The 23,066-nt window shown below is 32.7% G+C and carries 22 protein-coding genes; 5 read left to right on the top strand and 17 right to left on the bottom strand.

Annotated features, from left to right (window positions below):
• Positions 1-96 precede the first annotated feature (96 nt).
• Both IEV77_RS16195 and IEV77_RS16190 read left to right on the top strand, forming a co-directional pair.
• Positions 97-543, top strand: a complete 447-nt coding sequence (locus tag IEV77_RS16195; protein WP_188466727.1) for a FixH family protein — start codon at positions 97-99, stop codon at positions 541-543.
• 47 nt (positions 544-590) lie between these two features.
• Positions 591-1,292 carry a sulfite exporter TauE/SafE family protein gene (locus tag IEV77_RS16190; protein WP_188466725.1) on the top strand — a complete coding sequence of 234 codons (702 nt, stop codon included), beginning with the start codon at positions 591-593 and terminating at the stop codon, positions 1,290-1,292.
• Positions 1,293-1,353: 61 nt separating this feature from the next.
• Here the strand turns inward: IEV77_RS16190 and IEV77_RS16185 are convergent, their stop codons facing one another.
• From IEV77_RS16185 to hemN, 16 genes are all read right to left on the bottom strand, one after another.
• Positions 1,354-2,820 carry a MoxR family ATPase gene (locus IEV77_RS16185; RefSeq protein WP_188466723.1) on the bottom strand — a complete coding sequence of 489 codons (1,467 nt, stop codon included), beginning with the start codon at positions 2,818-2,820 and terminating at the stop codon, positions 1,354-1,356.
• Positions 2,821-2,900: 80 nt separating this feature from the next.
• Positions 2,901-4,031, bottom strand: a complete 1,131-nt coding sequence (locus IEV77_RS16180) for a vWA domain-containing protein (RefSeq protein ID WP_188466722.1) — start codon at positions 4,029-4,031, stop codon at positions 2,901-2,903.
• Positions 4,032-4,318: 287 nt separating this feature from the next.
• Entirely contained in the window at positions 4,319-6,319 is a 2,001-nt protein-coding gene (locus IEV77_RS16175; protein ID WP_188466720.1) for a TonB-dependent receptor plug domain-containing protein, read from the bottom strand.
• 78 nt (positions 6,320-6,397) lie between these two features.
• Positions 6,398-7,252, bottom strand: a complete 855-nt coding sequence (locus IEV77_RS16170) for a hypothetical protein (protein ID WP_188466718.1) — start codon at positions 7,250-7,252, stop codon at positions 6,398-6,400.
• A gap of 102 nt (positions 7,253-7,354) precedes the next feature.
• Positions 7,355-7,750 (bottom strand): hypothetical protein, encoded by a 396-nt coding sequence (locus IEV77_RS16165; protein WP_188466716.1) that lies wholly within the window; start codon positions 7,748-7,750, stop codon positions 7,355-7,357.
• Positions 7,751-7,870: 120 nt separating this feature from the next.
• Complete coding sequence (locus IEV77_RS16160) at positions 7,871-8,704, bottom strand: universal stress protein (RefSeq protein ID WP_188466714.1); 834 nt, start codon at positions 8,702-8,704, stop codon at positions 7,871-7,873.
• A gap of 113 nt (positions 8,705-8,817) precedes the next feature.
• Positions 8,818-9,600, bottom strand: a complete 783-nt coding sequence (locus IEV77_RS16155; RefSeq protein WP_188466712.1) for an ABC transporter permease — start codon at positions 9,598-9,600, stop codon at positions 8,818-8,820.
• On the bottom strand, positions 9,593-10,300 hold the full coding sequence (locus IEV77_RS16150) for an ABC transporter ATP-binding protein (protein ID WP_188466710.1): 708 nt from the start codon (positions 10,298-10,300) through the stop codon (positions 9,593-9,595). Before IEV77_RS16150 ends, IEV77_RS16155 begins: the two co-directional genes overlap by 8 nt.
• Positions 10,294-11,529, bottom strand: coding sequence for a nitrous oxide reductase family maturation protein NosD (locus IEV77_RS16145; RefSeq protein ID WP_188466708.1), 1,236 nt, complete (start codon positions 11,527-11,529; stop codon positions 10,294-10,296). Before IEV77_RS16145 ends, IEV77_RS16150 begins: the two co-directional genes overlap by 7 nt.
• 7 nt (positions 11,530-11,536) lie before the next feature.
• Positions 11,537-11,971, bottom strand: a complete 435-nt coding sequence (locus IEV77_RS16140; RefSeq protein ID WP_188466706.1) for a nitrous oxide reductase accessory protein NosL — start codon at positions 11,969-11,971, stop codon at positions 11,537-11,539.
• Between the two features lie 15 nt (positions 11,972-11,986).
• Complete coding sequence (locus IEV77_RS16135; protein WP_188466705.1) at positions 11,987-12,616, bottom strand: hypothetical protein; 630 nt, start codon at positions 12,614-12,616, stop codon at positions 11,987-11,989.
• A 240-nt stretch (positions 12,617-12,856) separates the two neighbouring features.
• Complete coding sequence (gene nosZ, locus IEV77_RS16130) at positions 12,857-14,827, bottom strand: Sec-dependent nitrous-oxide reductase (RefSeq protein WP_188466703.1); 1,971 nt, start codon at positions 14,825-14,827, stop codon at positions 12,857-12,859.
• A 27-nt stretch (positions 14,828-14,854) separates the two neighbouring features.
• Positions 14,855-15,448 carry a fasciclin domain-containing protein gene (locus IEV77_RS16125; protein ID WP_188466701.1) on the bottom strand — a complete coding sequence of 198 codons (594 nt, stop codon included), beginning with the start codon at positions 15,446-15,448 and terminating at the stop codon, positions 14,855-14,857.
• Between the two features lie 9 nt (positions 15,449-15,457).
• The gene (locus IEV77_RS16120) at positions 15,458-15,970 is read right to left on the bottom strand and encodes a c-type cytochrome (protein WP_188466699.1); all 513 of its coding nucleotides are present in this window, start codon (positions 15,968-15,970) and stop codon (positions 15,458-15,460) included.
• A 220-nt stretch (positions 15,971-16,190) separates the two neighbouring features.
• A complete protein-coding gene (locus IEV77_RS16115) occupies positions 16,191-17,024 on the bottom strand; it encodes a universal stress protein (protein ID WP_188466697.1) in 834 nt (277 codons plus the stop codon).
• Positions 17,025-17,041: 17 nt separating this feature from the next.
• Positions 17,042-18,406 carry an oxygen-independent coproporphyrinogen III oxidase gene (gene hemN, locus IEV77_RS16110; protein ID WP_188466695.1) on the bottom strand — a complete coding sequence of 455 codons (1,365 nt, stop codon included), beginning with the start codon at positions 18,404-18,406 and terminating at the stop codon, positions 17,042-17,044.
• A 135-nt stretch (positions 18,407-18,541) separates the two neighbouring features.
• Here hemN and IEV77_RS16105 point away from each other — a divergent pair, with 135 nt between their 5' ends.
• On the top strand, positions 18,542-19,135 hold the full coding sequence (locus tag IEV77_RS16105) for a superoxide dismutase family protein (RefSeq protein WP_188466693.1): 594 nt from the start codon (positions 18,542-18,544) through the stop codon (positions 19,133-19,135).
• Between the two features lie 72 nt (positions 19,136-19,207).
• Here the strand turns inward: IEV77_RS16105 and IEV77_RS16100 are convergent, their stop codons facing one another.
• The gene (locus tag IEV77_RS16100) at positions 19,208-21,439 is read right to left on the bottom strand and encodes a TonB-dependent receptor (RefSeq protein ID WP_188466691.1); all 2,232 of its coding nucleotides are present in this window, start codon (positions 21,437-21,439) and stop codon (positions 19,208-19,210) included.
• 269 nt (positions 21,440-21,708) lie between these two features.
• On the opposite strand from IEV77_RS16100, the gene IEV77_RS16095 reads away from it, so the two are divergent.
• The gene (locus IEV77_RS16095) at positions 21,709-22,239 is read left to right on the top strand and encodes an RNA polymerase sigma factor (RefSeq protein WP_188466689.1); all 531 of its coding nucleotides are present in this window, start codon (positions 21,709-21,711) and stop codon (positions 22,237-22,239) included.
• Between the two features lies 1 nt (position 22,240).
• Positions 22,241-23,041, top strand: a complete 801-nt coding sequence (locus IEV77_RS16090; RefSeq protein ID WP_188466687.1) for an anti-sigma factor — start codon at positions 22,241-22,243, stop codon at positions 23,039-23,041.
• Positions 23,042-23,066: the final 25 nt, after the last annotated feature.

Genomic DNA, 23,066 nt, shown 5'->3' with positions numbered 1-23,066 from the left:
CTTTAATAGATACGGTAGGTTTAATGAACTTAATAGTTTATTATTTAAACAATTATAAGATTCCCTCCTTAGAGGGAATGACAAATATATTTTGCTATGAAAATAAATTGGGGAACAGGAATCGTTATTGCTTTTATAGGTTTTATTAGCTTTATTTTATATTTTGTTATTAAGATGAGTACGGATAGTGCTTACGCGCACGATTTAGTTATTGAAGAATATTATCAGGCAGAATTAGGATTTCAAGATGAAATTGATAAAGAAAGTAACTCTAACAAACTAACTGAAAATATTAATTGGAAGAAATCTGAAGAAGGGTTAGTTATCATTTTTCCTGAAAATTTAGATACTCAAAAAATTACAGGAATAGTTTCTCTGTATAGAACTTCCAATAAAAACTTAGATTTTGAAATGCCTATTTCTATTTCTAACAATCAAATGCTTATTCCAAATAATAAATTATTAGACGGAAGATGGAATCTAAAAGTCGATTGGAAGTACGAGGATAATGCCTATTTATACAAAAAAGAAATTATGTATTAAGTTGCCTTAAAAAGCCAATACATTCTATTCTAAAAACACAATTATTTATGCTTTGGTCCGCTCTTTTATTAGGTCTTCTGGGTAGTTTCCATTGCGTTGGCATGTGTGGTCCTATTGCCTTTATGTTGCCCGTAGACAGAAGTAATTCTGTAAAAAAGGTGGTTCAAATTTTTACCTATCATTTTGGAAGATTATTAGCCTATAGCTTGATAGGCCTTATTTTTGGATTGGTTGGTAAAAGTCTTTACATTTTTGGCATGCAACAGCAACTTTCTATAGCTATAGGAATCTTGATGATAGTAGTTGTGCTTATACCAACAAGAACATTTAACAAATACAATTTCTCAAAACCTATTTACAAATTAATTTCTAAGGTAAAATCTGCTTTAGGACAAGCCCTGAAGAAAAAAACAGCGGACACCTTTTTAACCATTGGCTTTTTAAATGGACTCTTACCTTGTGGTTTAGTTTACATGGCAGTATTTGGATCTTTAGCTACAGGCAGTGCTTTACAAGGTAGTTTATATATGTTTTTATTTGGCTTGGGCACCATTCCCTTAATGACATCCGCTATTTATTTAGGCAAATTTTTAAATGCAAATATTAAGCAACGTATCCAAAAAGCGATTCCTGTTTTTGTTGTTATTATCGGTTTACTTTTTATTATTCGTGGCTTGGGATTAGGCATTCCTTACCTCTCTCCTACTCCAGTTGTTGAAATGGTTGAAGGGGAAATAGATTGTGAATAGATTAAAATACTAATCTTATATTTTTTCGAACTCCAGAAATAGTATAAGGGTTGGTAACATATTAAATACCACTTATAAAACTGCCATAGGGATCTTTAAATTGAATGCCCTCAGAGAATTTGAATTTACTCAACAATTTATACTCAACTAAGGCCCACAAAACAAATTCCTTAACAAAGTAACTATCTTCCTGAGATACATTCGGTTGATGTTCCTCCATTAAATCGTTTAAAGGGCTAATGGCATCAAGCAAGCTACGGTACTCTTTATCATTTAAATCATCCAACAATTCAAAACCTTCTTTTTCGTTAAAAAACCAAGACACGATAGCATCGTAAGGGGTTTCTTCGTCTTGTTTTTGTAATTTTTCAATGCTTGGAAAAAACTCTGGAAATAAACTTTTTATGGCTTCACCTATAAGATTGTATGCAACAACAGCAGCACCTTCTTGTTCGCCTTCATAAACCAGTTCCACTTTTCCTATTATTGCTGGAAGGATACCAATAAAATCACCTAAGCGTAAAGTGGTATGTAAATCTCCCGTCTTTAGTGCTCTTAATTCTGCTGCACTTAATAAGTTTTCTAATGCTGAAATACTTAATCTGGCACTCACACCACTTTTAGCGTCTATATATTCGCTATCTCTCGCTTCAAAAACAATTTGCTCTAATAAATCTCGTGCCAAATCTGGTACTAAAATATGATCTTTTTGGTCCTGAACTATACGAGCTTCTTGCTCAGTAATTAAACGAGCTGTTTCAATATCCACAGGATAATGTGTTAAAATCTGACTCCCAATTCTATCTTTTAAAGGCGTAACAATACTACCTCTATTGGTATAATCTTCTGGATTGGCAGTAAAAATAAATTGCATATCCAACGGCAAGCGTAGTTTAAAACCACGAATCTGAATATCACCTTCTTGTAAAATATTAAAAAGCGCTACTTGAATTCTGGCTTGTAAATCTGGTAACTCATTGATAACAAAAATACAACGATTAGCTCTAGGGATCATACCATAATGAATTACTCGATCATCTGCATAACTTAACTTTAAATTTGCTGCTTTAATAGGATCTATATCTCCAATAATATCAGCCACCGTAACATCTGGAGTTGCTAATTTTTCGGCATAACGCTCACTTCTGTGTAACCAAGAAATAGGTGTATCATCCCCTTCTTCAGCAATACGTTCTATGGCAAAACGAGAAATGGGTCTTAAAGGATCGTCATTGACTTCAGAACCAGAAACATAAGGAATATATTCATCTAATAAATTTAGCATTAAACGAGCTAGTCGTGTTTTTGCTTGTCCACGAAGTCCTAACAAATTAATATTATGTCTGGATAAAATAGCTCGTTCCAATTCTGGAATAACCGTGTTTTCGTACCCGTGAACCCCTTCAAAAGTGGTTTCTTTGTTCTTTATTTTTTTAATAAGATTATCTCGTAACTCGTCTTTTATAGATTTAGACTGATAACCTACTTTCTTTAATTCGCCTAATGTATTTATTGTTTCTATTTTCATATGTTTCCTTTAGAAGTGAGATTATAGAAAATAGAATTAATAACCCAAATTCCTATACTCTATTTTCTTTATTCTTTTAATTAACCCTTTATCCTTTTTTTTCTATTGGTTTCGTAATCTTCAAAGATCATTTCTCCCAATCCTTTTAAACCTGTATAAAAGGCTTTCCCTTGATTGGCTCTTGTAAATTCTTGTACAAATTGCATTAAGTATCTATCTTGAGCAATCATAAATGTTGTAATTGGAATGTGCATTTTCCTAGCTTGTTGTGCCATAGCATAGCACTTATTTGTGATGTAAGGATTCAATCCATTGCTATCTTTATAATATTGGCCGTCTGGCATACGCAAACAGCTAGGTTTTCCATCCGTAATCATAAAAATCTGCTTGTTGGTATTTCGCTTTCTTCGTAGTAAATCCATTGCTAATTGTAAGCCAGCAACTGTATTTGTATGATAAGGTCCTACTCTAAGATATGGTAAATCCTTAATTTCTATTTGCCAAGAATCATTTCCAAAAACAATAATATCTAAGGTGTCTTTTGGGTAACGTGTGGTAATTAATTCTGCTAAAGCCATCGCTACTTTTTTAGCTGGTGTAATCCGGTCTTCACCATAAAGAATCATACTATGACTAATATCAATCATCAAAATGGTACTCATTTGAGATTTATGAAGGGTTTCTTCAATAACTAAATCATCTTCAGTTAAATTGAAATTATCTATCCCATGATTGATCTGCGCGTTTCTTAAACTTTCAGTCATAGATACTTTATCCAAAGCATCGCCAAATTGATAGTTTTTAAAGTCGCCCGTATGCTCATCACCTAAACCTACACCCTTACTTTTATGATTCCCTTGTCCGCTACGCTTTATGTTTCCGAAAATCTGTTCTAAAGCTTGCTGACGAATGGCTCGCTCAGTTTTTGCGGTTATGGCCATGCCTCCTCCTTTCCCATCGGGATCAATTTCTTCTCTAATGAAACCTTTCTTTTTAAGGTCTTCAATAAAATCGTCTATAGTATATTCGGCAGTTGTTAATTTGTATTCCTTATCTAATTCTCGAAGCCAAGAAATAGCTTCATCAAAATCTCCAGACGTATGGGTAATTAGTTCTTTAAAAATTTCAAAGAGCTTTTCAAAAGGCGATTGATTAGGTGCTTCGTAAGATTTAAAAACAAAGCCTCTTTTAATATTAGTAGAATTTTTCATAGCACTATAAAAATAATACTTTTTCGAACTACAACTATTAGCATTAACATATATTTTAAGAATCTAAGGATAGATTTTAATTATCTTAACACTTCTTTTTTAGCTATACACAAAACAACGCATCCAGAAAGCTACTCCTATTTTTGCAGGTATTAATAGTTTATTTTTTATTACTCGTGAGTAATAATTAGGCTTTCTTCACTTCTACTCTAATCCAGATGTTAAATGTCTTCAGGTGAAATTGAATGTCCACAAATTCCACCTAAAGTCATAAAAAACTGAACTTCTTAGTTGATTACATAAGACACGTTCATATAAAAGTTTCTACCAGGATTAGGGATGCTGTTCCAATCTGAAAAAGTAGTATAATTGGTGTCCAGAATATTTTCAATGCCATATTTCAATATCATTTTATTCTGTTTGAGATAAAACATGTTTCCTAAATTCAAATTTAAAATAGCGAAAGAAGGTGTTTCGTTTTCTCCATAGAAACTGCCATACTGCGTTTGATTTCCATTTCCATTCAATTGTATGGCCGCATTAAAAAATTCTCTGGAATAATTGATTTCAGCGAGGTAAGAAAACGGTTTAATAAATGGTAAATTTTCATCATTACTTCCTTTTCCATAATTGTAACCCAACGTACCATTTACAGAAAAAGCATCAGAAATATGATAGGTAGAATTTACATAAATATCAAAAATACTAGCATGAGCTAAAGACTGATATACTTTAACACCATTGGCTCCAATAGTCATAGCGTTTAATGAAGGATCAATTTCACCAATAATATAATCTGTTAAATAAAAATAAGAAGTTTCGAAACCAATCATGAATTTATTTTTATAATAATTAGCAGCAACATTGGCTTCTAAAGCTTTTTCATTTTTAAGGTTTGGATTTCCTATGTAATCGTAATTATCATAACTATTATATAAAAAGAAGCCATAACCTTCGCTTACTGAAGGAGCTCTTTCCCCATAGCCTGCCACGAAAGTTACATCATAGTTATCCTTTTTAATTTCATAGTCAGCAGAAAGACTCATTAAAAAACGATTTTTAGAATCGTTTAAACCCGGATAAAATATTTGCAAACTTTCTAAGCCTACGTCGCTTGCAATTGTATTATTATGAAATCCAAGACGTGCAGAACCAGATAAGGTTTTACCTTCGTCCAAAGAATAAGCATCTTTTGCATAAATGCCTGTATAATATGTCTGGATATCTGGCCACGTATACATAAACATGGCTGGCTGATTGGAATCGTTTGGATACATGGTCATTTCAGCTAAAGAACGGTTATAAAACCCACTTAAATTAACCAACATATCGTGCTTGTTTTCTTTTAAAATGACCTTGGAGTAAAACCCATAGGTATCGCTCCAACCTGGCATATCCATTCTAATGGCAACATCTGGACGTTGAGAATCGTCCATAATATGGGTAATGGTATTAAAATATAATTTAGATTCCCAAGATTTAATTCTAGTAGAATCGTTTTTATAGGTATGAGATAGAGAGCCAATTAATGCTTCTGCCAGAGATACATCCATAGGTAGAGCTGGGTATCCAACATTTGTAGCTTTATCATAAATAATATTAGCATCTAAAATGTGGTTGTCGGAAAGTTTATAACCTCCTTGGAAAGACACATTGTATTTTTGAAATTGAGAATACAACACTTCCTCATGTCCACCAGCATCATAATTATCCGATTTTCTAAAAATCCCATCCACATTGGCATAAAATTTATCTCCTACGTATTCCACTTCCAGACCTGCAATTCTGTAATTTCCATTGGTTTCGTAACCTAGATCGGCACTAGATTTAAAACCTGTACCGTTAAATTTTGACTGTGGCATCTGAAGATCGATTCCTCCACCTACACAATGACCGTTTTCTGTACCTTCTTGACCAGAATCTACACTAACTTTATCTAAATTAGAAACATCTACGTAAGAGGTAATCGGATCCATTTTATCTGTACAAGCACCAAAAATTTGCATGCCATCTATAGTAACCACCAATCTTTGGCTATCCATATTGTTTAAAGCAGGTTCCCAAGCATAATTACCACGTCTTATCATGGTTATTTTGTTTGATTTCTCTAGATATTCATCAATACTAGACAAAGTTTTTTCCTGTCTGTAATTGCTTAATTTTCGTTCACCAATTAATATCACTTCTTCTAATTGTGTGGTGTCTTTTTCTACAATAGCCTCTAATTCTTGTGCAAAAGTTATGGCACTAAAAAGGAAACCAAGACAAAATATGGTATATTTTTTCATGGGAATATTTTTAGGAAATGTATAGACAAATGAATAAAACCTCAATCTGTCTATACATTTAAAAATTGCTTGTTTTTATTAAAATTCAAGCTCTAAATAAAGACTACTTTGAGTATTTTCTTCGGTAACTGCTTCACCTTTTAGGATGTTATCCATAGCATCCATGAGTTCCAAATTAAGTACCCAATAACCTGTCATGGTTAAAGACAAATTACCTTGATAATTTTCGTTTACAGAACTATAAGTTAAGTCTGTATTGTTTGGAGAGGTGTGATTACCCATTCCTGGCATTCTTGGGTCAAGCGTTACGGTGAAATCTTCTACCGCAGGAAAAGACATCATGCTTTCCATTTTATACAAACCAACTTTCATGGTATTAATACCAATTTTTGGCGCTGTTGGCTCTAATAATGCCAAGACATACTTTACATTATCACTACCCGTAAAACTAGTTACATTTTGGTTTTCATATTGCATAACAGTAATGGTATCTGTTACGCTATAATCTACGTTATCTATTGTGTAATTTAAAGTTAAAGACCACCCTGAACCATCAGTATTTGTCATTTGATAAATAATGTTCCCTTGGTAAACTGTATCTTTTCCAGGTACTTTTGCAATGGCTGAATTTGGACAAGAATGTTGCATCATTGGCATTTGCATCATTGGCATCCAACTAATTGTAAAATCCTCATAAAACGTATCCGTTGTATTGTCTTTAATTCTAATGCTTACATCGTTATAACCAGTATAAAAATATCCAGAATTGTTATATAATTCAATCGTGTGATTGCTGTTTTCAATCTCTTGAACCATGGTAAGTCCGTCCACTTCATTAATTTCAGGAACGGTATCGTTATTATCATCATCTGATGAACAAGCTGTAGATAAAAGTGCTATAAATAGAACTGGTAATATATATTTTAATTTCATTTTAATATTTTTTAGTTTAAAATTTCATGTAGCATGTTAACCTAACCTATAGAAACAGGTTAGAAATTGCTTAAACTCTTAGAGTTTATTAAATAAGAAAGATTAACTAAAAATTGGTGGAGGTGTATCGATATCTAAAAAGGTTTTAACAATTTTAGGCGATTTATGAGAAAGTAAAATTTGTGGTAATTTGTATTGTGTACTTTGCTTTTCTAAGTTATAAATGTCTGAAACACAAAACACATCTAAATTTATTCTTTTACTTACTTGTAAAGGTATTTCACCATTAGAATTTTGAGTGTTTTCTGAAAGCTGTTTGGATAACTGACATTTACCATTACAACCCTTTTGATCTTCTTTTTGAATACAAAGGGTTTTAGCTATGAAATCCTGATTTACCAAAAAATCTCCAACAATAACAAGCGTATTTATATTATGTGCGAATAATATAAACACAAGAACAAAGGCTGTTATTTTATGTGTTATTGCAGAAATCATATGCAAATTTAAGTAAGATTCTCCTTTGAAAACATGATTAAAGTCAGAATATTTGGTTTAATTTCGAAAAAAAAGAGCTACATCTAATATGTAGCTCTTTATATATTTTATACTCGTTTTTTACATTTTAAATGTCATAACTGGTAAGATGGCATGATTTGCAATATCTTCGGAAATACTTCCTTCAAAGAAATGAGAAATACCAGTTCTACCATGAGTTGACACAGCAATTAAATCTGCTCCTAATTTGTTTGCAAAATTTAACACCCCTCTTTCAACCGTATAATCAGACACAAAATTAATATGTTTCAAATTGTCTAAATTACCATCGGCTTTCATTAAAAAGTCGCTAACAGTTTCATCTATTTCATTTGTACTTCTAAATCTATCTGAAGGTAAATTAACATGTAACAAATGTAATTTAGCATTCAAAGTATTAAATAATTTTGAAGCTTTTTTATAAACAGCTAAAGATTCTATTGAAAAATCGCTAGCAAAAACTACATTCTTTAAGTCGTTTTTATCCAGTTTATGTTTTAAAACTAAAACAGGAACATCTGCATTTCTAACAACCTTTTCAGTATTCGAACCAACAAAAATCTCTGAAAGACCACTGGTACCATGAGACCCCATGATTATTAAATCTGCTCCTTGTTCATTAGCTACATCATTAACTTCACTAAACACTTTAAAATGCTTAACAATTGGTGTAATATTAGCATCCTTTAAATAAGGCTTGTCTAAAAATTCATTGAATCTTTTTTCAGCAAGTTTTAAAAAGAAAACAGCTTTTTGCTGTTGTTCTGAATCTGTAGAATTAAGTACAGCATCAGACATTTCTAACATATGTAAAGCTAAAATCTCTGCATTATTAGGCTTTGCTAATTTTACAGCGGCTTCTAATGCAAATTCAGAATGTTCTGAAAAATCTATTGGGACAATAATTTTTTTCATTTTAAAGGTTTTTTAGTGGTTTAACAAAAATCGATAAACAACTCTTATTTTATCAGTTTGTCTAAGAAATATAAGTAGCTGTTTGTCTATATACCAAAGGTACAAAAAGCTAACTAAAAATCTTTCTTTTTAGCTTTAAAAACAATACGAAAAACGGGTAAAATAACCCAGACTGCTAGCATGCCAATAGAAACAACTAAACCAAAGTTAGTGCCGAAAAATTGTTTAAAAACAGCTCCTGTATATCCTAATAATGCAGAGATATCGAGTTTTAATAAAATAAGGGTTCTCGAAAGATCTATTGGATTTAACATGGTTCCAATAAGCGATAATTTATCTAAAGGATAATCTTCGAACATGATTAAAGACATTAGAAAGATACCATCGTAAATAATAGCCAAAAACAACCACAACAAAATGGCATAACCAAAACCTTTAATTTTATTTTCGTTTGATAAAGCAATATTAAAAGCCAATGCTGTGAAAATAAAAGTTAGAAAAGTTCCAGTTATTAAAAGGAGAGAGAAATCCCAAATGGCAGACGACATAAATAAGCCGTAAAATATAAACGGAAGTCCTAAGCCTAAAATCAAACTCATGGATAGCGAAATAGCAACACCTAAATACTGACCTAGAAAGATGGAAGATCGTTTTAATGGTTGTGCTAATAAAAGTTCTGTAAACTCTTTGGAATTATAATAATACATGACGCCAAATATGGTTCCAATTAATGGTACCAAAACAATGATAACATTCATTAAGGTAATTACTGCCTTAGAGAGATCATTATTTAAAAATAACAACACAATTCCAAGTAATAAGTAGAATGCAAAATACACGTAACTCCAACGGCTTCGCATTAAATCGTAAAAACTATATTTTAATATTTTAAGCATGGTTGTCTGTTAATATAGATGCGATAGCATGTTCGAAATCTGGTTGATTGGTCTTTGTTTTAAGCTCATTAATAGTTCCTTTAAAGTAGATTTTACCTTCTAAAAGAAATACAATTTCGTCGGAAATTTCTTCAACAAAACTCATAATATGAGAGGTTATCAAAATGGTTTTCCCGTTTGCTTTTTCAGTTTGGATTAATTTTTTTAAACGCAATAACGAAATTGGGTCTAATCCAGAAGTTGGTTCATCTAAAATTACCAAAGGACTATCGAACATAAATGTTAATACCAGGTTTACTTTTTGTTTTGTTCCTCCAGATAGGTTTCCTAATTTTTTGTCTAAAAAAGGTTCTAGTTTAAAGAGGTCAATTAACTCTTGGTCTTTAGTCGTATTTCCACGCAAGTCTTTAATCATTTTAATTAATTCCTTAACTTTTAGATTGCTTGGAAAGTTGGCTATTTGTGGTAAATAATCAATTTTATATCTATATTCTGAACCACTTTTTACATTATTACCCAATACCGTAATGTTTCCTTTATTAGGAATAACCATTCCTAATAAGCATTTTATAAGGGTTGTTTTTCCAGAACCGTTGGGTCCTAGAACTGCAAAAATACCACCTTCTTTAATTTCAAGATCTAAACCAGCTAACACCTGGTTTTTGCCGAATTTTTTATGTAAATTTTGAATGCTTACCATTCTATTCTTTTCATTTTAGGGTTATTATCTAATAAATTGTCTGGGGTGAAAACAGGAGATACTTTTTCAGAAAAATCAATGATATCTATAAACAAACTACGCAATAGAATGATGGTTTCTGGTGTTCTGTTTACAATATAAGAAAACAGTTTTACGGGTCTATATGGAATATCTCCAATGCCATTTTTATTTAAATCGTAACCGGTATAATTACTCCAATAATTTTTATCGAAAACATTGTCGTTAACATTACTATTGTAAGCAATATCGAAAGAGTTATATAAAAAATTATTCTCAGTAAACGAATTGGTATAGCAAGCTCCTTTTACCTTAATAGCCCAACCATTATTTATAAAATCATTGTGTTTATAGTTTATCCGGTTAGAGCCTTCTATATTAATGCCAATGGTATTGTCTTCAAAACTATTTCCAGTAATTTCGGCATCGTTAATTTCTTTTAGAAGTAAGCCGTAAGATGCTGTTCCCCAATTTTCCTTGAAGATGTTGTTGTACATTTTTATGCGTTTTGAAAACATAACTGCAACTCCAGCTCCATTGTTTTCAAAGGTATTATCCTGATAAACATCGTCGTTAGAAAACATAAAATGCAATCCGTAGCGGATATTTAAAGTACTTACATTGTTTTTTATTAGGCAATCATCTGAAAATTCCAAATAAATACCATCTCGAACATGCTGGACAAAATTGTGTTCTATTTCCACATTTTTACTATACCATAATTGAATGCCATTTCCTGAATTATATTCTTCTACCGCATCGCCAATAATTTTATTATGAAATATTTTTCCGTACTGAGATTTTTCAATGTAAATTCCGAAGAAAAGCTTTTCTAATACGACATTCTGAATTACAAAATACATACTTCTTTTAACACGAATGGCGGCATAATCTTCTGTATAACTTGTACCAACATTAATAATAAATAGCCCATCAACAGTAACACTATCTGACACAATGGTGATTATTTCACCTTTCAGTTCGCCATCTATAACTGGATAATTTTCTCCTATAATCGTTAAGGGTTTATCGACTAAAATATTGTATTCTTTATAAGTGCCTTTTTTTATAATTAGGGTATCGAAATCTTTGGCCGCTTTTACGCCATCACTAAAAGTCTTGTAAGTGCAGTCTTTACAAACCTCAACAGTTTGCGCCTGCAGAAACCCAACTATTATCATAGCAAAAAAAGTAACAATCTTAATTTTCATGCTAATATTAATTTAAATGAATCAATAATTCATTCCAGCCATATAAGGTTCCTTCTTTTTCAGCTTGAACTTTTAAGGCATCTTCCTTTGTTTTGAAAGCCGTTAAAAAAGCTCCCATTGGACTTGGGATTTTTTTACTTATTAAGAAAGTAGCTTTAGTAGCGTCGATAAGTGTTTCTGGTTCTGTATAGATATTTGTTAGATATAGTTTTACTTCGGAAGTATCGAAATCCTTCATAAAGTTGATCATACATTCTGACGCATCAAATTTATAAACTTTACCTTTATTTGTGACAATCTCAGTTGCGTGAACTTTATCTACAATAGTCATTTGACAAAATTGACAGCCATCACTACCATAAACAATTGGTTCTGGCCCAACATTACAGCTGGTTAATATCAATAGCCAAACTACTATGGAAAATTGTTTTAATCTTAGCATAATTTTAGTGTTTATTTAAGATGTTGTTAGCTTAGCAGTTTTCAAGCTAAACCTTCTACCTAACCAAAAGGCGACAAGTGTTAATGCCATTCCTAAAAACATGAGATATCCTCCAATATGAGGTAAGGAAGTGACATCAAAATTTAGTAATTTTTGATAACCGAATAAAGGTGGTTTATAAGACATAGGAGATCCATCTGGATTAGTCACCTTAATAATAGCATGTGGATCTAAGTCGCTTCCATAGGATGTTAACCAATTATTAAAATCGTACATACCTAATATGCCTAAAACAGACATAAGTATAAACCATCCTAAAAAGAATTTGTAGCTTATTTTACCAACAAATCCAAGAATACCAATAAGTACTCCTAACAGACTCATCCCTAAAATAACTATAGGAAAAACCGTAAACTCCCACATATCTTCAGCTTTAGGTATCGTTTTCATTCCAATATAATGATTCAAACCATCGATGTTTTGAATATCGAATTCCTCGACACCTTGTATACCATTAAGATGTATATTCATTCCTAAAGGATCTGGATATTGAGGAGCACCAAGCATGATGTTCCATAAAGGAAATTTAAAAAGTCCTAATAACAAAAGCGATCCTATTATCATTATAATACCAGCTTTCTTCATAATATTACTTCCTGTAAAAACAGGAGTCTTTTTTAATTAATACTTAGGTTTTACTTCAGGTATTCATTCTTACAACATTCCTATTGTAGTTTCAGCACTCATTTGATGAATTAACCTGCTATTTGAGATTCCTACTTTCGCAAGAATATTTGTGTTTAAAAAAGAAAGGCGAGAGCGATAATTCAACTCTCGCCTTGTTATAGGAAAATAAACACTAAAACAAAATTTTCCTAAATCATTTTATTCAATATCTTCTCCCATGGACCATTTTATTGGTGTATCAGAATTTGCTGGAGATACTCTAATGTAACCTTGCATTTCTTGATGTAATGCAGAGCAGAAATCTGTACAATAGAATGGCCATACACCTACTTTTGTTGGTTCCCAAACAGACGTTTTAGTCTGTCCTGGCATTATTAATAACTCAGATGTATTTTGACCTAACACGGCAAATCCATGAGGTACATCAAAATCTTGTTCTAAGTTTGTAACGTGGAAATATACTTTATCTCCTAATTTTATACCTTCTATGTTATCTGGTGAGAAGTGACTTCTAATAGTTGTCATATAAATATGCACATTACTTCCATCTCTTACCACTTTTGTATCTCCATCAGATTTAGCAGCATATGGATGCTTGTTATCCGCTAAATTGTATATTTTTTGAGAGTTTTCTTTAATAATGTCTGCTCGCATTGCAGCAGCATAATGAGGTTCACCATGTGTTGGAAAGTCTAAAAGTAATTCCATTTTTTCTCCAGATATATCATATAATTGAGCAGAGTGCTCCATTTCTGGACCTGTTGGCAAATAACGATCTTTGGTTATTTTATTCATGGCAAACATATATTTACCTTGTGGTTTTCTAGAGTTTCCTCCAGGAATGGTTAAGTGACCTACAGAATAGTAAGTAGGTTTTCTATCTATTACTTCCCATGTTCCTAATTTCCATTTCACTACTTCAGAAGAAATAAAGAACGTAGTATATGCGTTTCCTTTATCATCAAACTCCGTATGTAATGGTCCTAATCCTGGTTGGTTAACAACACCTGCCAAAACATCTTCAAAGTTTAGAATTGGAATACCGTAAGCCTCTCCAGCAAATTTTTTGCCTTCAATAGCAGCTAACATTTTAGTAAAAGAATGCACTGTTAAGTTTGCAGATAATTTTCCATTACCAACAATATATTCTCCAGATGGGTCTACATCACAACCGTGTGGCGATTTTGGAGTAGGCAAGAAAAATACTGCTCCGGGAACTTCAGATGGATTAACCACACGTACTTCTTTGATCATAGTAGAAGTTGCTGTATGTGTATGCTCATCGTATACATTATGAGCGTAATCTGTTGGCATCATTGTTCCACCACCGTTATTAACATATTCTTCAATTTTTTTCCAGTTTATTGCTGCAATAAAATCTTTATCGTTTTGAGAGGCATTTACCTCTAATAAGGTATTAGCTTCTTCAGTATTATATGTAGTAAAGAAGAACCAACCATGAGATTTTCCACGTCCAGGATGTGATAAATCGTAGTTAAACCCTGGCATAAGCACTTGAAATTTGATAGCCATGTCTCCAGTTTCAGGAGCTACACTAATAAAAGATAAGGCACCTTTAAAATTACCTTTGTAATCTTTAATTGGCATATCTCGTTGCGGAATTGGCACTGAAAAACGGGTTCCCGCAACAACATACTCTGTGTTTTCAGTTACAAATGAAGAACTGTGATTACCAGCACTGTTAGGTACTTCGATAATTTCAGTTGTTTCAAATGTTTTAAGATCTATTTTTGCAATTCTTGGCGTGTTATTTTCATTTATAAAGATAAAACGACCATCAATCTCACCATTGGTTTGTGAAATATCTGGATGGTGAGAATCTCCCCAAGGAATGAAGCCATGAGAGGTATTTAACATAGGTTTCGTCTCTTCAGAATAACCATATCCAGATGTTGGAAACTGTGAAAATACAGGGATTTCTTTAAACATTCTACCAGATGGTAAACCGTAAACAGTTAGGTTACCACTGTATCCTCCAGAAAGAAAAGCGTAAAATTCATCGTACTCTCCGGGAGCAACATACACTTTCTCAGCTATATTACTTGCTAAAGCACCGGATTTAGAATTTGATTTACTTGCGTTGTTACAACTTGTAAAGGCTATAAATACCGTTACCATTGCAACTACTGATTTTATTATATTCTTCATTATTTTAGTAATTAAATTAGTGTTATACTATTCTGATTCTCCTGTAGGTGGTGGTGGCAATAACACCTTATCTATAACATGGACAATACCATTTCCCGCACGAATACTGATTAAGATATTTGCGCCTCCAATCATAGGTTTTCCATCCACAATTTCGATATCCACATATTGGTTATTTGCCTGTCCTAACTTTGGAAGTTTTGTTAAAATAGAAGTGTTTAAATTCCCTGGTGTTACATGGTATTTCAAAATATTAGCTAAAACATCCTTATTTTCAGGTTTCAACAAATTTTCCACTGTTCCTGCTGGTAAGGCGGCAAAAGCGGCATCTGTAGGTGCAAAAACGGTAAGCGGTCCTACATTTACCAAGGCATTTTCTACCTGAGCTGCTTGTACAGCTGCTACAAGTGTTTTATGATCTGGAGATGATATGGCTATTTGCAAACAATTAGGCGTTCCTTGATCGTCTGTAATAAAGGCCTGACCTTTATTATCTGCTGGTTCTTTCACTTCAGTATCTGCTACTGAATTTTCTGAAGAAGCTTCTTGATTCTCATTCTTACAAGCATAAAATAAACTCACACATGCAAAAAGAAAAAATAATTTTTTAGCTGTTTTCATATTTTATTTTTAAAGTGTTCTGAAGTATTCTAATACAGCTCTTGCTTGGGCTTCAGTTAAATTTTGATTTGCCATTGGAGCACCGTTGAATTCCATTAATAATTCTTTAGCTAAAGGATCTTCTTTAACCATTACTTCTGGATTTAAAATCATGTTCATTACCCATTCTGGCGATCTAATTTCTAGAACTCCTTTTGGAGCTGGACCGATAAACTTTTTGTCCGGTCTATGGCAAGCTGTACAGTTTTTTTTGAAAATCTCTTCTCCTTCAGCGGCCATTGCTTGGTCTATTTCTGGTGCTAAAACAAGGGACTTAACTGGGCCAACACCTTTATTAGCTAGATCTACTCTTTCAGAAGGAGGGACAACCTTGGTAGCTTCTGTAGATGTGTTACTAGTTGCTTTTTCAGTAGGCGCTTTTTTATCATAAGAGAAGCCTTCTTCTTTTTTCTCTTCTTTTCCTCCACAACTTACAAGTAGTGAAATAAATAAAACGGTAATAATCTTTAGTGTTAATTTCATGATATATATTTGATTTAATACCACAAATTTAAGAGCTATCTGTAAAACAAAATATGACATTCATCATATTTAGGACAAAAAAGTCTTTTTATTTAAGTTTTTCTTAACTTTTACAATAAAATAGCATTTTACCATTTTTAAACAACTGATTTACAACAAAAAAAAAGAGCTAAACTTTTGTTTAACTCTTTTAAATTTTTAAATAATTTTTTACAATCTTTTATATTTTAAAGGTCATTACAGGTAACGTAGAATGATTAGCAATATCTTCTGAAATACTGCCTTCAAAGAAATGCGCAATTCCTTTTCTGCCATGGGTAGCGACGGCAATTAAATCGGCTCCAATAACATTCGAAAAATTTAAAATTCCTTTTTCAATGGTATAATCATTCACATAATTAATTTCATTCATTTTTTCGATTCCACCATCTGCTTTTCTTAAAAATGATGCCACTTTCTTTTCTATTTCTACGGAGCTCTTAAACTTGGAACCTGGTAAATTAACATATACTAAGTGCATTTTAGAACCAAGTTTGTCTCCCATTTCTTTAGCTTTTAGGTACTGTTCAATAGCATCTTCTGAAAAATCGCAAGCAAAAACCATATGTTCAAAATCCATTAATATAGGATTGTGTTTTATTATTAACACCGGAATTTCAGAATACCTAACCACTTTTTCTGTATTAGACCCTATCAATACTTCTTTAATACCACTTGCTCCTTGAGACCCCATAACAATTAAATCGGCATGGACTTCCTTTGCTACTTCATTTACTTCACTAAACACTTTAAAATGCTTCACTACTGGAGTGACTTTAATCCCTTTTAAATAGGCTTTATTTAAAAACTCATCAAATTTCTTTTCTGCTAGTTTTAAAAAGAAAAGAGATTCCATTTGTTTCATATCATCAGCTTTATTAATAACAGCATCTGAAATTTCTAACATATGTAATGCTATAATTTCTGCGTCATTTTTTCTTGCTAATATGGAAGCTGCTTCTAAGGCATATTCTGAATGCTCTGAGAAATCGACTGGTACAATTATTTTTTTCATATTGTTAGGTTGTGTTATTATATTGTCATTGAGAACAATTGAGTTTCTGGCATTTTTTCTTGTAATAATAAATCGAATGCCATACAAATGTTTCTCACAAATGGTTTTCCTTTTTCGGTTACTTGAATGCTCGTGTTATTCATTTTTAACAAGCCATCAGCTTCCATTTCGATAAGCTTTTCTAAAACTTCGGGAAGCTCTTCAAAATATAGATCTTCCGTGTCCCACGACGTTTGAAACAGACACATCAGGTTTAAAATATGTTTTCTGATAATTAAGTCTATATCGTTTAAGATATGACCTCTGTAGATAGGAATAATACTTTCACTTACTAAATGATAATACTCTTCTAGTCCTTTTACATTTTGTGCAAAGCCATACCAGCTATCGCTAATAGAAGACACTCCCAAACCAATCATTACTTGTGTTTTAGAAGCTGTATAGCCCATAAAATTTCTATGTAATTTTTGCTCTTCAATGGATTTGAACAAAGAATCCGATTTCAATGCAAAATGATCCATGCCAATTTCCACAAATCCTGCTTCACCCAATAATTCTTTGCCTAACTCGTATTGTTTTCTTTTAGTTTCTGCGCTTGGTAAATCTTCGTCCTTAAAACCACGTTGTCCATTTCCTTTAATCCAAGGCACATGAGCATAACTATAAAATGCCAAACGGTCTGGCATAAGTTCCTTAGTTATTTTAATGGTTTCTTGAACATGTTCAAGGGTTTGGAATGGTAATCCGAAAATAATATCGTGACTAATGGAGGTATATCCTACTTCCCTAGCTTCTTCTGTAACACGTTTTACGTTTTCAAAAGGTTGAATTCTATGGATGGCTACTTGTACAACTTCATTATAATCTTGAACACCAAAACTAACGCGTCTAAACCCTAAATCGTAAAGCGTTTGCAAATGGGCTTTAGTTGTATTATTTGGGTGTCCTTCAAAACTAAATTCATAACCTTCGGCTAAAGTGGCTCTTTTTAACAGCCCATCAATCAATCGTTTTAAATTAGCCGTAGAAAAAAATGTAGGCGTTCCACCACCTAAATGGATTTCCTTAATATTTGGTTTGGTATCAAATAAATTGCAATACAAATCCCATTCTTTAAGAACTGCCGTAATATATGGCGACTCTACTTCATGCCTTTTAGTAATACGTTTGTTACAACCACAAAAGGTGCATAAACTTTCGCAAAATGGTAAGTGTAAATAAAGACTTAAACCTTCAGTAGCATTACTTTCATTGAAAGATTGAATTAATGTTTCCTTCCATTTTTTAGACGAAAAGGTATGATTATCCCAATAAGGAACAGTTGGATAGCTCGTGTATCGAGGCCCTGCAACGTTATATTTATTTATCAAAGAATTTTTCATACCCTATCAATTCAGATACAAAAGTATGTGTAACCCTGATTTTAAAACATGACTTTTATCATATTAGCCGGTGCAAAACTTTAAAAATATCTAATTATTATGTAACTTTGAGTAAACATTAAACAAAAATTTAAAATGAAAAAATCCATATTATTTACACTACTGCTGACTTTAACTTTCGCGGTAGGATGTAAAAACGACAAAAAAGAAAACACTGAAACTGAGGTAATTGTTACTGAAGAAGTAGCTATTGAACCTGTCAAGGAAAAAGCAAAAAAAATAAAAATTAAGCTTGAACCAAAAAGTGATAGCAATGTAAATGGTAATGCTATTTTCACCGAAGCCGATGGAACTGTTACTTTGGTTGCTGTATTTGACGGTCTAACCCCAGGAACTCATGCCATACATTTACATGAGAAAGCAGATTGTTCTTCTCCTGACGGAAAATCTACTGGAGGCCATTGGAATCCAACCAATCAGCCACATGGAAAATGGGGAGATGCTAAAGGTTACCACAAAGGAGACATTGGAAACTTTGAAGCTGATGCTGATGGAAATGGAACCATTTCTTTTAGTACGGATGAATGGTGTATAGATTGTGACGACCCAAACAAAAACATTGTTGGAAAAGCTGTTATTGTACATCAAGGTACTGACGATTTCAAAACGCAACCAACAGGAGACGCTGGTGGACGTGTAAGTTGTGGTGGTGTTCTAACCTTAGAATAAGTTTATAAAGTATTATAATAAAAAAGCCCTTGTTAATGTTGACAAGGGCTTTTTTTGTGCTTTATAATTAGCTTAAAATCTATAACTAACATTCGCTTTTAAAAAGAAAGGAGTTCCAGGGGTAAAATGAATTTCTTCTACAGGATTTAATTCGTTTTGCAATCTAGATTCCGTTGCAAATTGGGTTTCATTCCATTCCGTATCAAACAAATTTTCAATAGCAATACCTAGCACCAGGTTATTGGCAAACTCGTAATTCATACTTAAATCTGCAATAAAATAACCTTCGGCAATTAATGAGTTATCCTCGTTAGCTGGTCTATCGTCTATATAACGAAAATCAATTCCTCCAGAAAATCCTTTAAAATTATTTACAGATAATCCTCCTGTAAGCGTAAAATCTGGTGCTAAAGGAATGTAATCTTCCCCTGAAGGCTCATCCACACTTCTTGCATGTGTAAGAGTAGCATCGGTATTAAAATACAACCAATCTGTAAGTTGATATCTAAGTCCTAAATCCAAACCATAACGTCGAGACTTTCCACTAGGTTCAACAATTCCTGCATCACCCACATAAACAAACTCTTGCTCTAGGAACAAATACCATAAAGCCGAATTAAAAACCAGTTTTGGAAAAGGTTTCCAAATAGCACCAAGATCTGCGCCGTAAGCTCTAGGCAAAATATCTTCACCTTGTTGTTGTACTATTACTCTAGCATCGTTAGAGTGAAAACCTATTCCAGTTTTTAAGAACCATTGTAAATTCTGATTCTGATTGAAAAAGAAATTCAATTTTGGACTCACAATGGTTTTTGTTTCAGCAAGTGTTTCATAATCCATTTGCAAAGCATCATTGTATAAAAAATTAAAATAGTCCAAACGCAGTGCTGGAGCTACAATAAATTTTCCAAAATCGAATTCGGCATTGATATAGGCATACAGGTTTGTTTCATTTACATCTCCTAAAGCCATATAGCTTAAGGTTTCATTTCTATTTACGGTATGCGATAATTCTACATCGTCCACAAAATCGTATCTCAAACCAAATCCACCAGTATAAGTAGCATCTACAGAACCTAATTTAGAGTCTTTAATAAATTCAGTATTGAATCCAAAAATATCTCGGACTTCCTTCTGTTTAATCTGGTCTCCATTGATCGGGTCTTCAAGAAAGAACGTAAAATTAGAATACAGTTCAAAATCATATTGAGAATAAAACACATTCGATTTAAATTGCAAATCATCACTTAAAAGCGACGTGTACTCCACGTTCAAATTTGTTCTAGACGTATTCCCTCCTTCAGTATCATCAATAGAACCCCAACGGTCTATCAAACCACTATCAATAGCTCTTTGTGGAATCTGTCCTGAGGCATCCCAGCGACTTTTAAAATAGGAAAGGGTTACAGATAATTTATCATTCCCTTTTAAATAGGTAGAATATTTTCCAAAAAGATTAATTCGATTAAAATTTTGAGGAGAATCATACGGGCCATCAAACTGAATATATTCCAAAGCAACATAGGCATTTTGGTTAGGTGTGCTTCCTAATAAATCGAACATAGCAAGCGTTCTTAAGGAATTATATTGTCCGTAGCTGAAACTTATTTCACTATAATCAATATCATCTTTGGTCTTAAATTCCACAAAACCAGCCGTATTAAAATCGCCTTTATCAGCATAATAAGGTCCTTTTCCAAAATTGATATTATTAATGGTTTCAGGAATTAAAAAGTGTAAATCGCTATAACCTTGTCCGTGAGCATGTGAAACCATGTTTACTGGAATTCCATCGACAGAAAGATTGATATCTGTACCATGATCGATATCGAAACCACGAAGAAAAATTTGTTCAGCCTTTCCTCCTCCTGCATGTTGCCCAATAATTAATCCTGGAACCGTGCGTAATATTTCTTGTGAAGAATTAACTGGATTGGTTGCCAAATCTACTTTCGAGATGCTATTTAAAGCGTCTATTTGCTCCGTAATAACCAATTCGTTTAATAATATGGTCTTACTTTTTAAAGTAACAGAAAGTCCGCTGTTAAAATCACTTTCAGCTAATACAATATGAAATTTTTCATAACCAAGTAAACCAATAGTTAAAGAATCTCCAATTCTATTATTTTCTATCACGAAAGATCCATTTGCAATGGTATGCGCATGAGAGGCTGAATTCGTATTATAAACGTAAACATTTTCAAGAGGTTGTTGGTTATCAGTATCTGTAACAATACCTTTTACTTCTTGAGCATTGATTTTACAAAATAAAAAGAGGAATAATAGCGTTGTAATTTGCTTCATAATTAATAGTTTTTAGTTGGTAATCGATTAACTGGTAAAAATAAGACTACATAATCAAGGGTATTTAATGGTTAACAGATTTTTAACAATTAACCGCTAACCCCATATAAAATGGCTTTTTTAAAGTCATTTTAGTTCCAATGTAGTTCTTACTATTACCTACGAAAAAAGGATCAAGTCGGTTTTAAAAAAATCCAATAAATAAAAAAGAACTAATTAATAAGTCTTAAAATTTTATTTAGTAATTTAGAAATCTATTAAAAGACTATATGCAGATAGAGCAACTTGTTTCTAAATTTCAGAATAAAGACGAAAGGGCTTTCGAGACCTTATACCAAATGTATAGTGAAAGTATGCTTGGTGTTATATACAATATTGTACGAGATCATGATATGGCACAAGATGTTATGCAGGAAGTCTTTATTAAGGCTTGGAACAGTGCAGAAAGTTACTCTCCAAAAAAAGGAAGGTTTTTTACTTGGTTGATAAACATTTCTAGGAATGCGGCAATCGATAAAGTCCGTTCTAAAAGCTATAAAAACTCTGGTAAAAACCTCAACGCCGATTATTTCGTAGATATTATACAGGACCATGATAGTTTGGACGACAAGACTGATGCCATTGGCATAAAACAGTTTGTAGGCAAGCTGGCAAAAAAGTGTATTGAAGTTATAGAGCTTTTATATTTTAAAGGTTATACGCAAAAAGAAGCTTCAGAATCATTAGAAATGCCAATTGGAACTATTAAAACAAGAAATAGAAATTGTATAAACGAGCTAAGACTCATGCTCGACGTTTAGTATGGATATTAAAGAATACATAGAATCTGGAATTTTAGAACTGTATGTTGCAGGCGCTCTTTCTGATAAAGAAAATCAGGAAATCTATGCGCTATTATTAAAACATCCAGAATTACTAAACGAAGTTATAAGCATAGAATCTGTCATAGTAAAATTAACTGCAGCCGTGTCTCCAACAAGCACCAAACACCTCTTTAAAGCTGTAAAAGAAAAACTAGGTTTAAATAAAGAAACTCCTGTTAGACCTTTACACAAACCAGAAACAAACTGGTTTAGCTATGTTGGTTGGGCAGCATCTCTGGTTATTGGATTGGGATTATTTTGGTTTATAAATCAGAATAATGAGCTTCAAGAACAATTACAAACCGTTGAAACTGATAAGGATTTACTAGAAATAACCTTAGAAAAATACAATAACGATTTAACAACATCTAAACAATTAATCACTTTTTTAAGAGATAAAGATATTATTGCTGTCCCACTTGCTGGACAAGCTGTATCTCCAGACTCTTATGCCAAAGCCTATTGGGATAAAAAAACCAATACAGTAGTTTTAGATGTACAAGGTTTACCAGAACCACCAAAAGGCATGGTTTACCAGGTTTGGTCTTTAACATTAAACCCATTAACACCAACCAGTCTTGGAACTATAGACCGTTTTAGTACAGACGAAAACAAACTCTTTACTATTAAAAACGCTAATGCCTCTGAAGCATTTGGAATTACCCTAGAACCAGCTGGAGGAAGCGTATCTCCTAATCTGGAGCAACTTTACACGCTTGGAGTTGTAGAAACATCTTAGGGATTTCAATACTATTTACAGAACA

This window comes from Xanthomarina arctica (assembly GCF_014638915.1).
Classification (GTDB): Bacteria; Bacteroidota; Bacteroidia; order Flavobacteriales; family Flavobacteriaceae; genus Xanthomarina; species Xanthomarina arctica.
Note: the sequence above shows the minus strand (reverse complement) of the source record. Positions and strands in the feature narration are given on the sequence as shown.